12 protein-coding genes are annotated in these 12,791 nt (G+C 63.1%); 7 read left to right on the top strand and 5 right to left on the bottom strand.

Annotated features, from left to right (window positions below; translation table 11 throughout):
- Nucleotides 1-52 precede the first annotated feature (52 nt).
- From ACOQPI_RS10060 to ACOQPI_RS10035, 6 genes are all read left to right on the top strand, one after another.
- On the top strand, nt 53-730 hold the full coding sequence (locus tag ACOQPI_RS10060) for a class I SAM-dependent DNA methyltransferase (protein ID WP_420619519.1): 678 nt from the start codon (nt 53-55) through the stop codon (nt 728-730).
- 54 nt (nt 731-784) lie between these two features.
- Nucleotides 785-2,011: a cytochrome P450 gene (locus ACOQPI_RS10055; RefSeq protein WP_420619518.1), complete on the top strand. Its 1,227-nt coding sequence runs from the start codon at nt 785-787 to the stop codon at nt 2,009-2,011.
- Nucleotides 2,004-2,825 carry a class I SAM-dependent methyltransferase gene (locus ACOQPI_RS10050; RefSeq protein ID WP_420619517.1) on the top strand — a complete coding sequence of 274 codons (822 nt, stop codon included), beginning with the start codon at nt 2,004-2,006 and terminating at the stop codon, nt 2,823-2,825. The genes ACOQPI_RS10055 and ACOQPI_RS10050 overlap by 8 nt, the downstream gene beginning before the upstream one ends.
- Before the next feature lie 30 nt (nt 2,826-2,855).
- A complete protein-coding gene (locus ACOQPI_RS10045; RefSeq protein WP_420619516.1) occupies nt 2,856-3,935 on the top strand; it encodes a DNA adenine methylase in 1,080 nt (359 codons plus the stop codon).
- Between the two features lie 14 nt (nt 3,936-3,949).
- Nucleotides 3,950-4,840 (top strand): NotI family restriction endonuclease, encoded by an 891-nt coding sequence (locus ACOQPI_RS10040; protein ID WP_420619515.1) that lies wholly within the window; start codon nt 3,950-3,952, stop codon nt 4,838-4,840.
- Nucleotides 4,841-4,963: 123 nt separating this feature from the next.
- On the top strand, nt 4,964-5,944 hold the full coding sequence (locus tag ACOQPI_RS10035) for a hypothetical protein (protein ID WP_420619514.1): 981 nt from the start codon (nt 4,964-4,966) through the stop codon (nt 5,942-5,944).
- Nucleotides 5,945-5,956: 12 nt separating this feature from the next.
- Here ACOQPI_RS10035 and ACOQPI_RS10030 read toward each other — a convergent pair whose 3' ends face one another.
- The 3 genes from ACOQPI_RS10030 to ACOQPI_RS10020 form a co-directional block, all read right to left on the bottom strand.
- Nucleotides 5,957-7,213: an ATP-binding protein gene (locus tag ACOQPI_RS10030; protein ID WP_420619513.1), complete on the bottom strand. Its 1,257-nt coding sequence runs from the start codon at nt 7,211-7,213 to the stop codon at nt 5,957-5,959.
- A gap of 154 nt (nt 7,214-7,367) precedes the next feature.
- Complete coding sequence (locus ACOQPI_RS10025; protein WP_420619512.1) at nt 7,368-7,772, bottom strand: VOC family protein; 405 nt, start codon at nt 7,770-7,772, stop codon at nt 7,368-7,370.
- Between the two features lie 5 nt (nt 7,773-7,777).
- Complete coding sequence (locus ACOQPI_RS10020) at nt 7,778-8,524, bottom strand: SDR family oxidoreductase (RefSeq protein ID WP_420619511.1); 747 nt, start codon at nt 8,522-8,524, stop codon at nt 7,778-7,780.
- A 52-nt stretch (nt 8,525-8,576) separates the two neighbouring features.
- Here ACOQPI_RS10020 and ACOQPI_RS10015 point away from each other — a divergent pair, with 52 nt between their 5' ends.
- A complete protein-coding gene (locus ACOQPI_RS10015; protein ID WP_420619510.1) occupies nt 8,577-9,536 on the top strand; it encodes a cyclase family protein in 960 nt (319 codons plus the stop codon).
- Nucleotides 9,537-9,543: 7 nt separating this feature from the next.
- Here the strand turns inward: ACOQPI_RS10015 and ACOQPI_RS10010 are convergent, their stop codons facing one another.
- A complete protein-coding gene (locus tag ACOQPI_RS10010) occupies nt 9,544-11,136 on the bottom strand; it encodes an MDR family MFS transporter (RefSeq protein ID WP_420619509.1) in 1,593 nt (530 codons plus the stop codon).
- A 36-nt stretch (nt 11,137-11,172) separates the two neighbouring features.
- Nucleotides 11,173-12,738 carry an acyl-CoA synthetase gene (locus ACOQPI_RS10005; protein ID WP_420619508.1) on the bottom strand — a complete coding sequence of 522 codons (1,566 nt, stop codon included), beginning with the start codon at nt 12,736-12,738 and terminating at the stop codon, nt 11,173-11,175.
- Nucleotides 12,739-12,791 lie beyond the last annotated feature (53 nt).

Here is a 12,791-nt window from a genome sequence, read left to right as displayed (position 1 = left end):
CACTACCGGGAGATGGGGGCTTCAACCGGGGTGGTCACTACCGTGAGGGGCAATGACAGAGCAAACAGGGCCACGATCTAGGGCCGCAGAGCTCGCGCTCGAAATGGCCTATGCGGCCAAAGGCCCGGAGGCCAATCGCGAGCTGTACGCATCGTGGGCCAAGACGTACGAGTCGGGTTTCATCATCGACAGCGGATACGTCTACCACCAAGAGGTGGTCAAGGTTTTCTGCGATGGATTCTCAGACCCGGGCCAGCCTGTGCTGGATGTGGGCTGTGGAACCGGAGTCGTCGGGGGCGAGTTGGCCAAGTTGGGCGTGTCCGTTATCGACGGCATCGACATATCGCCGGAAATGCTGGCCGAGGCCGCGGCCAAGACGTGCAACGGCCGCCCTGTGTACCGCCAACTCATCGAAGCCGATCTCACCGGTCAGACCGAGTTGGCCGATGGCGCCTACTCCGGCATCGTGAGCTCAGGAGCGTTCACGCATGGGATCTTCGGTCCGGAGACGATTTTGAAACTGATCCGGGCAGCCAGCCCCGGAGCTCGCCTCGCACTCGGAATCAACTCTGCCCATTTCGAGGAACTCGGCTTCGCCGATTGGCTGGGACAATGCCAGTCGGACGGGCACATCTCAGAGTTGCAATTCGAGTTGCGACCCATCTATGGCGAAGCAGACGAGGCCGACCCCAACCAGTGGGCCCGCATCGCCATATTCGCCGCCGCGTGAGCGGAGCTGCCGGACTCTTCAGCCTGACGAACGACAACGTGGCACCATAGGACCATGAGCTTGACGTCTGATCCGCTCACGCCTTCCGACGAGGACATGGCATTCGACCCGTTCGGCTATCCCGAGGAGGTGCCCATCGACACGCTGGCCGAGCTGCGGTCGGAGTGCCCGGTAGCTCGGACTCCCACCGGCTGGTACCTCACCAAGTTCGACCATGTCCTAGAGGCCACCAGAGACGTGGAGACCTTCGTGTCCAGCTTCCGCGATCCCGGCGTGGTGGTGCCCGAAGAGGAGAAGCTCATCAGCGAGATCCCCGAACCCCGCCACGGCAAGGTGCGAAGGATCATCAACGCGACGGTGGCCCATCACAAGTCGATGCGGGCCGAGCCGTTCGTGCGGGATCTGTGCCACCAGTATCTCGACCCGATCTTGGAGCGAGGCCACGGCGAGCTGGTGGCCGAGTTCATAACCCCGGTGCCCATCAACGTGATATCCCACCTCATCGGGGTGCCCGCCGAGGATTGGGAGCAGTTCCACGCCTGGACCGACGAGGTGGTACTGGGCGACTACCCCCGCACCAACCGCAACGAGCGGGGCGAGGGCCTGGCCGGCGCCCACCCCGAGTTCTGCGCCTACATCGACGCGCTGATCGCCGAGCGGCGGGCCAGCGACGAGGCCCCCGACGACCTGGTCACCCGGCTCATCACTACCGAGATCGAGGGCCATCGCCTCACCGACGTGGAGATACGCACCCAGCTTGCGTTCCTCATCATGTCGGGCAACGAGACCACTCGGCACCTGATCGGCAACCTGCTGTGGCGCATCATCGGCGACCCCGAGTTGTTCGCCACCCTCAAGGCCGACCGGAGCCTCTCTGAGCGGGCAGTGGAGGAATCGCTGCGGATCGACTCCCCTGCCCACATGCTCATTCGGGACTGCACTGCGGACACCGACGTGTTCGGCGCCCCGATGCGCAGCGGCGACAAGATCGTGTTCGGCGTGTCGTCGGCCAACCGGGACGAGGACTACTTCGACCACCCCGACGAGTTCCGGCTCGACCGGGACCGTCCCAAAGACCACATCGCCTTCGGCGGCGGACCCCACATTTGCCCCGGCGCCAGCCTGGCCCGCCTGGAGGGCCGGGTGGCCTTGGAGGTGTTCTTGGACCGGGTGGCATCTGCCGAACTGGCTCCCGGATGCGTTCGCAAGAAGACCCCGGTGTTCTGGGCCAACGGACCCGACCGCCTCGACGCGTTCTTGACTCCTGAACCCGTTGGCTGAACAACAGCCCGAGGGCGAGACTTACACCCACGGTTACCACCAGGTAATCGTGGGATGGCACTCCCGGCGCACGGCCGAGTCATGCGCCACCTTCTTGCTGCCTCGACTGAGACCCGATGCCGAGGTGCTCGACATCGGTTGCGGCTCGGGCACCATCACCGCTGGTCTGGCCCGCCGCGCTGGCCGGGTGGTGGGCCTAGACCTGTCGGCTGAAGTGGTGGACGCGGCCCGTGCCCATGCCGACGACTGCGGCCTCTCCAACGCATCGTTTGAGGTCGGCTCGGTCTACGAGCTGCCGTGGGACGACGCCAGCTTCGACGTGGTGTACGCCCATCAGGTGCTCCAGCACCTTTCCGATCCGGTCCGGGCCTTGCGGGAGGCCCGGCGAGTACTGCGTCCCGGCGGGCTGGTGGCCGTGCGCGACTCCGACTACGCCACCATGATCCACGCTCCCGTGTTTCCGGCCATCGAGCGCTGGCGAGACCTCTACCATCAGGTTGCGACCGCCAACGGCGGTGAGGCCGACGCCGGTCGCTATCTGCTGTCGTGGGCAATTGAAGCCGGTTTCACCGATATCGAGGCCACTGCCACCACCACTGCCCACACCGACCACGAGGGTCGGACTGTGTGGGGCGAGATGTGGGCGGTTCGGGCAATCGAAAGCGATTTTGCCGAGCACGCAGTCAACAACGGATTCGCCACCCGCGATGAACTACAGGAAATCTCCGACGCCTTCCGCCAATGGGCCGTCCAGCCCGACGGCTTCTGGGCCTGGATAAACGGCGAGGTGATCGGGGTCTGCCCGTCGGACTGAAACTGTCATACCCATCCTTAATCTCGGGTAATGACGGATAAACCGAGGATCGATCAAATGCAGATTCCCGCGATGGGACCAAAGCGTCTAGGCAGCGCGCACCATGCCGCTGAAAGGTCCACCGATGAGGATCGTCCTCGTGACATGCTGGTTAGCAGTGCAAAGGCGCAGGTCGACTCACCCAAGGCCGCGAACGCCATGAAGGCGCAAAGGGAGCCTAGCGAGACCGAATCGTCCTTGCCTGGCTACGGCCCTGGCTTCCCAATCTCCCCCATCCCGGCTGTCAATGTTGCCTCGGTGCCTCAGCGCTCACCACTGCGCTACCCAGGCGGAAAGACCTGGCTAATTCCCCACATACGGGCTTGGCTCGCACCCATTCAGCCCAGACCGAGGACGCTCATTGAGCCATTCTGCGGCGGAGGCATAGTTGCTCTCACGGCGGTGTGCGAGAGCTTGGTCGAACAATGCTTCATGGCCGAACTAGACCACGATGTGGCTGCTTTCTGGCACGCGGCGCTACGCCACAACGCCGAGTTGTGTCACCTCGTATCTGAGTTCGAACCGACACGCGAATCTGTTTCGGCTCTGGCTGACCAAGCCCCCAGAGGGCTGCTCGAGCACGGGTTCCGCACCTTGGTCCTAAACCGAACTCGACGCGGTGGCATCCTCGCCCCTGGGGCTGCCTTAACAAAGTCAGGGGAAAACAACAAGGGTCTCGCATCTCGTTGGTATCCCGACACCATCATCCAGCGATTGCGAAATATCGAAGCCCACGCGCCGCAGATCAACTTCTGCGAAGCCGATGGGCTTGACCTCTTAGAGGTCATTGCCGAGGTGCCCGGTACGGTCGCCTTCATTGACCCTCCGTACACCGCAGGCGGCAAACGAGCCGGCAGGCGTCTCTACAGCCACAACCAGTTAGACCACCGACGACTCTTCAAGATCCTGGCGCAATCCCCAGTGAACTTTCTGATGACCTACGACCGTTCGCCAGAGATCGCCGAACTCATTGCAGAGTACGGTTTCCACGCCGTTGAAGTAGTCATGAAAAACACCCACCACGCTCAGATATCCGAACTCGTCATTACCCGACGAACTGTCTTCATCTGACCCGGCCCATTCTGATGCCAGACGAACTTAGGACGCGCTACGGAATTGCGGAGTGGTATGGACAGGACTTCACCTCTCTCGCCGCGACCCAGCGGGTTGTCTTCGCCAAGCATGCACTAGGTGAATCCGATGCTGAGCCTCCAACGTGTCCATTCCAGCCCAACCATCCAACGTGCTCAAAGAAGGGGGGCGTTTGCTCCATCCAGCGCTACACAGAGGACAACGACCACCGTCTAGGCCAACCAGCAGATGAGCCGGTCATCACCTGCCCACGCCGGTTTGAGGAAAAGAGCCTTGTACTCCGGTGGTTAGCTGAAGTGGCCGGCTTTCCGACACAGGAAACCCAAGTGGCAGGTGAAGTGCCCTTCATGCGGAGCACGGAGACGAACAAGCCTGCCGGCAAGATCGACATGATCGTTGCCCATGTACAAGGCGAGAATTTGAGATGGCATGGTTTGGAGATCCAGGCCGTCTATTTCTCTGGCAAGGGGATGACCAGTGAGTTCGAAGCGCTGCGAGACGACACCCACGAACCGCCTCCCTACCCATCGGAGGTCCGCCGTCCCGACTGGCGTTCCTCAAGCGCCAAACGCCTGATGCCACAACTGGAAATCAAGGCACCAACACTGCGTCGCTGGGGTGCCAAGCTCGCCGTCGCGGTGGACCGCCCGTTCTTCAACGCCGTCGGCGGCACCAGTGATCAACCCAGCCAAGACCTCAACGAAGGCGACATCATCTGGCTTGTCACCAGTTTGGAACGCTCAGCCGCAGGCACATGGCAGCTAGCTCGAGACCACTGGGAGGTACTCACCTTGGAGGATTCCAACAAGAGACTCCAGGCCGCTGACACTGTCAGCCGAGAACACTTTGAATCAGCTCTGTTATCCCGCTTACGGCCTTTGTGAGCTTGCTGGTTGGCTAGACAGGTCAGGACAGAAACTGTCATACCCCCTGCTTAGGGTGGGGGCATGGATAAGACCGCACTGAGAATACTCCCGACATTTGACTCGCCACCTAGGCCCAGATGGTTGGTGGAGGCTGCGAAGGAAGCCGCCTCGGCTTCATTTGCCGACTACAGCCGAACAGAGTGGTCCGACAAGGTCGCCTATGCCTGCGACAAGATGCCGTCACTGGCTCTCCAAGCGTGTGACAACCATCCTCAGATAGGCGACCCGAAGGATGCTCGCCGTCTTGAAGCGGGATCGACGGACGATGACTTCGGCGTGGCCCTGGCCGGGGAATTGCTGGGGGAGATGGTGGGCCGATTGGGATTCTCCTTCGAACCCGAAGAACTGTGCCGCAACGCATATTCAGTCTTGTGGGATCTGGCTCTCGACGAATGTGCCAACGACCCCGACATGCCGGAAGCGCCAGACGAGATTCTGTACGACCACAACATCCGGTTGTCTGAATCCTGTGAATCTGGACCACCCTGGCCCTCAGGCCTGCACTTCGCCAGCCACGCGGTAATGGAGTTTGCCCACCATGCTTCTGCCTACAGCTCGCACGGCCTCGGATTGGCCCACGCTTCTCCGGTCCCAGTGTTATGGCCGCCTCCCGATGCGCCTCCTGCCCTGGCCTCGGCCCGGCGTGCTTTGAGCACTGCCCTTGAGTCCGCTCTGTTGGACAAAGACGAATACACCGCCAAACTGCATGCCTACCTTTCCGCCCGCGACAACCCCAATGTCCCTGACCCGACCCTTGCGGAGACCGATCAGGTGGCTGCGGCCCTACGCGATTGGAATGAGACGGTGATTCCGGCGGCGAGGGGTCTTGCAACAGCCACCTATGCCCATGCCTGGGAATGGGCCAGCGCCGATCAGGACCGCTGGGACCTCGGTGTGATCGTCTATGCCCATACCGAGGCGTTTCTTTCCGTCTACGACCTGAGGCAAGCCACCGACGCTTACGACCTGACCGACGCCGCCTGTCGCAGCCATGCCTGGTGGTGGTGCCATGACCGGGGATTGGACGTTTCCTCTCTCCGGGAAATGGCGAGTAATTGGTAACGCGGTCGCGAGCTAGGGCCCCAATAACCCTGCTGGGACGATTGCTATCCCCTCGTCATCACGATAAGCCTCCTGACCGGAAGTAATCACGACAGCATCAAGGAGTCCTGGCCCGATCCGGTCTCGCAGCCATCGCAGGTGCCGGGTGTCGTGGCCTGTCACTTCTGATCCCAGCTTGACTTCCACGGCCAGTACCCGTCCCCGGTGCTCGATTATCGCGTCCACCTCTCGCTCGTCGTTCCAAGTGCGCATATGGGACAACCTGGCATCGGCCGACTGGGCGTATACCCGCAGATCGTGGATAACCATCGACTCAAACAAGGCTCCGAGCAACCCGGTGTCGGCCAGCCCGGACCCAGCCTGAAGATATGCGTCAGTGCCGACCAGGGTGTCGGCGGTCGCATTGAGCAATCGGGCAGCCAATGCTGTGTCAGCCAAGTGGTGTTTGGGACTTCGTTTGAGGCGACTCAGGTGGCTCCCTACCGGCAACCAGGCCAGTTGTGGCTCCAATATCCACATGGATTCAAGGGTGTCCCGATAAGCGAGGGTCGTAGTCTTTGACGGCTTGTCGCCCTCGCCAGAAGTAGCGGCATCGCGGATGGTCTCGTAGGAAGCTGTGCTCGAGCTGGCTGCGGCATAGGCAGTCAGCCAACGGCGCAGGGCTGCGGGGTTGCGGACTCGGTGGCCAGATAGCGGGAAGTCGTGCTCGGCCAGCCGGTGGAGATAGCCGTCGAGAAGAAGGTCTCGCGCTCGACCAGTGGTGTTTCGCCAGCCGGGAAACCCTCCGGAGGCAATCTCAGATGCATAGTCCTCCAATTCAAGGCCGCTTTGGCCTTCGATATCGATGCGATCTCCCGCCAAGAGCGACTTCAGACTGACGGTGGACGCTTCTAGGCGGCGCTCAGCAAGCGCAGTTGTCCACATTCGCAAGGTGACAATCCGCCCCGCGCCTGAGTGGGCGGGACGAGTCTCCGGCCGGGCCGATCCAGTGAGGATGAATTTCCCCGGACTGAACTCTCGGTCCACAGATCTGCGCACGATGTCCCATGACTCGGGGAACCGCTGCCACTCGTCTATCAGGATGGGCGGTTCCCCCCGGGTGAGGAGGCGAGAATCAGCCCGCACCTCGGCGAGGACGTCAGGATCGTCCAGCGCATACACGGTGCTGGCTACCCGACTGGCCGTCCAGGTCTTCCCCACCGCCCTGGGCCCCTCAATGCTGACCGCGGGCAATTCGCTTATCAGGTCATGGAGTTCCTGGTCGGCCACCCGTGGTTGATGTTCAGCGCGCATGTATTAGACCGATTCTCTCATGCAATACCATTTCTCATTTGCTGTACTATTTCACAAATACACTACTTTTCCTCAACTAGCCTACCTTTCCGCACCCGACGTGCCGTCCTCACAGCGAGCAACGCATCTGTCAGCCCTTGATGGTGAGGAGTTCGAGGAGGTTGCCGTCGGTGTCTCGGAAGTAGACGGACTGCCCGCGTTCGCCGTTGCTGGCCGGGCGGGGGGCAGGGCCTTCTATGACCTCGACGCCGCAGGCGGCCAGATGGGCCTGGGCTTCGGCGATGGTGCCGCCCCAGCGGAAGCACAGGTCTACCGAGCCGGGGGTGGGCAGGCGGGCATGGGGGGAGGCCGGGGCGACCGCGGGGTGCACGTTGATGCGGTTGGCTCCCACCTGCATCATCACGATGGGCATCTTCCCGGCCCTGAACTCCTCCAAGTACATGGGCTCAGCACCCAGTACTTCGCCGTAGAAGGCCACCGTGGCCTCTACATCGGCCACGGTGATGGCCAAGTGGTCGAATCCCTCAACACTCATGATGCCTACCCTCGCATCGGAATGCCCGCGGTGGAGCCTCCGTCGATGATGTACTCGTGGCCAGTCTGGTACGACGATGCGTCCGACACCAGATAGCAGGCCAGATCGGCCACCTCAGAGGCCACTCCGGCCCGGCGCAGCGGCACGTGGCCGAACAGCTCGGGGCGCCCATGCCGGTCAGCCGACAACATGGCCGTCTCGATCGGGCCGGGATGGATGGAGTTCACCCTGATTCCCCTGGGTCCCAATTCGATAGCCGCAACCTTGGTCAGCCCCCGCACCGCCCATTTGGTGCCTCCATAGGCCGAGTGGTGGGCGATCCCCTCCATGCCAGCAATAGACGAGACGTTTACGATCCCCCCGCCACCGGCCTCGGCCATGGAGTCGGCCACGCTCTGGATGCCCAGGAACGTGCCCAGGTAGTTCACCTCCCAGATGCGGCGCAGGCTCTCGGGAGTTTCGTCGGCAATGGGTGCGGTCCAGTGGATGGCGGCGTTGTTTACCAGCGCACGCAGCGGCCCCTGCTCCACCGCGGCGGCCACGACCCGGACCCAATCCTCCGATGAGGACACGTCGTGGTGGAGATACAGGGCCTGATCGCCCAACTCGGCAGCCACCGCCTCCCCCGCCTCGTCGAGCACGTCGCCCATCACCACGAACGCGCCTTCCTCCACGAACTTCCGGGCTTCAGCCTCGCCCTGCCCCCGAGCCGCCCCGGTCACTATCACTACCCGTCCATCAAGACTTCCCATGGCGAAGTTCTAGCCGATCAGCTCACCTCGGCTCGGAGTAGTGTTCACGGCCATGCCATACCCACAAGCAGTCTTGGACATCGCCGCGCGCATCAACAACTGGGGTCGCTGGGGCGAGGACGACCAGATCGGCACGCTCAACTTCCTCACCGACGAGGTGGTGAAGGAGGCGGCCCAGTGCATCCGCACCGGCAAGCGCATCTCACTGGCCTATCCCCTGCACAAAGACGGCCTTCAAACCGGCGTCATCCCCGGACGGGTGAACCCGCTGAAAACGATGGTGTCGCTCAATCACGGCATGATGGGGGACCCCGACATGTTCCACACCAGCGACGACGTGGTCACCATGGGCCTGCAATGCGCCACCCACTGGGATGGGCTCTGCCATGCCATGTACCGGGGCAAGCTCTACAACGGCCACGACGCCTCCACCATCACCGAGTGGGGAGCGTCGGTGTGCGGCATCGAGCAGGTCAAGAGCCTCACCGGGCGGGGCGTGCTATTGGACATCGCCAAGCTCCACGGGGTGGACGTGCTGGAGCCGGGCCACGCAATCGGCTACGACGACCTGACCAATGCGGCTGAAGCTCAAGGGGTGGAGATCCGCACCGGCGACATCATCCTGGTCCGTACCGGCCTGTTCGCCTACGCCAAGGCCGGCGATCTGGACAACTACTACGGAGAGCCCATACCCGAGATGGGGATCGTGCGCTCCGCCGGCATCGGCGTGACCGCCTGCGAGTGGTTCTACGACCACAACATCGCCGCGGTGGCCACCGACAACATCGTGTTCGAGGTGCTGCCCTACGACCCCGCCTTCGAAGGGGCGATCATCGCCATCCACTGCCTGAATCTGGTGGACATGGGCCTCACTCAGGGTCAGAACTGGGATCTGGAAGAGCTGGCTGCCGACTGCGCGGCCGACGGCCAATACGACTTCTTCCTGGAGGCCTCGCCCCAGCCGTTCGTCGGCGGCCTGGGATCACCGGTAAACCCAGTGGCCATCAAGTAGCCCGCGATCAGCCAACTGGAGGCGACTCCCGGAGGGCGGCGGCCTCGGCCCGCTCCTCTTCGGAGCGGATCTCTTGGCGCAGCGGGATCTGTCGTACCAACAGCGCGGCCAAGATTCCTACGGCGATGATCGGAGCTCCGAAGGTGAAACAGCGACCCACCCCCACCGTGAAGGAGTCCAGCACTGCATCCACAATCGACGGGTCCTGAATGGCCCGGATCTGCTGGGGGCTGCCCAACAGCTTGTCGGCATCGGGCAGGGCGGCCAACTGCTCGGGGGTGACTTTGGATTCCAGGGAAGATTGCAGTCCATTGGCGTAAATGGCCCCCATGACGGCCGCTCCTATGGTGCCTCCCAGCGATCGCACAAAGTTGGTGGCCGCCGACACCATGCCGATGTCGCGGTGAGGGCTGGCATTCTGCACGACCAGCACTAGCACCGGCATGGTCATCCCCAAACCCAATCCGATGACGAACACCATGAGACCTACCTGAACCTGGGTGGTGTCCCGGTCCAAGAACAAGGCCAGCAGCGACATGCCCACGGTCATGAGCACGGTGCCGAGCACAATGAACACCTTGTAGTTCCCAAACCGGGTGAGCATCTTGCCCGACAACACCGACGTGAAGATGATGCCGATGAACATGGGCATCATGTTCAGGCCCGAACCGGTTGCGCTTACCCCCGACACCACCTGCAAGAACACGGGAATGAACAGGGTGGCCCCGAACATCACCAGCCCGATGAGCAGCATGACCACCATCGACCAGCGCACGACGTCGTTGGAGTACAGCCGGGGCGGAAGGATCGGATCGGCGGCCTTGGTCTCCCACCAGAAGAACGTCGGCAGCAGCACGGCCGACACCGCCAAGATCAGGGCCATTCCCGGCGACGACCAGGCCAGCTGGTCTCCCCCGATGCTGAGGGCGATCAGCAAGGGCGTGAACCCGGAGATGAGCAACCCCGCGCCTAACCAGTCGATGGGGCGCGACACGACGTCGAGACGCACGTTGAACAGCACGGCGATGGCCGCCATCGAGATCAAGCCCACAGGGATGTTCACGTAGAACACCCAGCGCCAGCTCAGGTGGTCGACGAAGAAACCGCCGATGAGCGGTCCGGCCACGCTGGCCGTGCCGAATGTGGCCGCGATGTAGCCCTGGTAGCGGCCACGCTGGTTGGGGGCCACCACGTCGCCCACAATGGCCATCGGCAGGGCCAGAAGGCCGCCGCCGGCCAAACCCTGGAGTGCCCGGAACAGCACGAGTTGCAACATGGTCTGCGACAGGCCGGCCAGGGCCGAGGTAATGATGAAAAAGCCGATGGTGAGCTGGAACACCAGCTTGCGGCCGTAGATGTCGCTGAGCTTCCCGATCAGCGGCGTGGCGATGGTGCCGGTGAGCAGATAAGACGTGATGATCCAGGCCACCTGATCCTGACCCCCCAGCTCGCCGGCGATAGTAGGTACTGCGGTGGCCAGAACCGAGTTGTCCAGCGCGGCCAGAAACATACCGGTCATCAGGGCGACCATGATGATGTGGACCTGGCGGGGAGCGAGTTCCTCCGGGGCCACCAACTTGGGGTTGAACAGGCGGGCCATCATCTCAACCGGCCCGGCAGATCAACCCATCAACCACTAGATGGCCCGGGTCTTTCCCTCCCAGTACGGGTCCCGCAGCCGGCGCTTGTACAGCTTGCCGTTGGGGTCGCGGGGCATCTCGTCGGTGAAGTCAATGGAGCGGGGCCACTTCTGCTTGGCGATCTGATCCCGGAGGAACTCCATGATGGCCCCCCGGGTGTCGTCGTCGGCAGCCACCCCGGCGGCCGGCTCGATCACCGCCTTGATCTCCTCGCCGGTGTCCTCGTTGGGAATCCCGAACACCGCGGCGTCGCCCACCAGAGGGCTCTGGAGCAGCGCGCCCTCGATCTCGGCCGGGTAGATGTTCATCCCACCCACGATGATCATGTCGTTGGAGCGGTCGTTGAGGAACAGGTAGCCGTCGTCGTTGAAGTAGCCCACGTCGCCCACGGTGAAGAACTCCTCGTCCAAGCGAGCCTTGTCGGTCTTCTCCTTGTCCTTGTAGTACTCGAAGGTCTGTCCCTGGGGCATCTTCATGTAGATGGTTCCGCTGGCGCCGGGAGGCAGGCGGTTGCCGTCGTCGTCCACCACGATGACTTCCGAGCCCGGCCACGGGCGGCCCACCGTGCCGGGGTACTGGCGCCACTCGTCGGGGGGGATGTAGGTGCCGCCGCCCTCGGTGGCCGCGTAGTACTCCCAGATGCAGTCGCCCCACCAGTCGAGCATCTTCTGCTTGGTCTCAACTGGGCAGGGCGCCGCGGCATGGATCATGCGCCGCAGCGACGACACGTCGTAGCGCTGTTTCACCTCGTCGGGCAGCTGGAGCAGGCGGTGGAACATGGTGGGAACCATGTGGCTCTGGGTGACCTTGTAGCGGTCGATGCGCTCCAGCGCCCCTTCGGCGGTCCAGCGGCCCATAAGCACCGCGGGATGACCCATATGCAGCGACGTGGTGGTCCAGATGTTGACCGCGGTGTGGTACAGCGGGGCCTGCGTGATGTGAACGTTGTCTTGGTGGGGCATGATGCCCAGCAGCATGAACAGCCCGCCGGAACCGGCGGCGGATTCATCGGGGTGGACACCGGGCAGAGCCCGACGCACGCCCTTGGGCCTTCCGGTGGTGCCCGAGGTGTAGAACATGAACGAGCCGGTGGTGAGGTCGTCGGGCCGGTTGGCAGGCTGGGAGTCAACCAGCTCAGCCAAGGGACGGAAGCCGTCGATGCTGCCCGCCGAGAACCGGTTGGCGGCGGGCACATCGCTCTCCTCCAGCACCCTGGTGGCCTGCGCCGCGAAGTCTTCGTGGACTATGAACGCCTTGGTCTCGCTGTCGTTGACTATGTAGGCGATCTCGGGGCCGGCCAGGTGCCAGTTCACCGTGGTGAGGTAGAAGCCCCCCTGATAGGCAGCCAGGGAGACGGCCGTCTGCTCGATCCCGTTGGGCAGCACGGTGGTCACCTGATCGCCCACCTCAAGCCCAGCAGCCCGCAGACCGTGCACAATGCGGTTGGTCAGCTCGGCCAGCTCCCGGTAGGTGATCTCGTTGTAGTCGGGGTCCACCACCGCCAGGCGCTCAGGGTCAGCCTCGGCGATCTTCCAGAGTCCCAGCACGTCGGTCTCAGCCATTTGTCCTCCCGTCGGCGTGCGCTGGGAGGATGGTAGGCGCAGTCTGAGGAGAG

It is taken from the genome of Candidatus Poriferisocius sp., from assembly GCF_965219815.1.
In the GTDB taxonomy this organism is placed as follows: domain Bacteria; phylum Actinomycetota; class Acidimicrobiia; order Acidimicrobiales; family Bin134; genus Poriferisocius.
The sequence above is the reverse complement of the archived record's forward strand: the minus strand, read 5'-3'. Positions and strand labels throughout refer to the sequence as shown.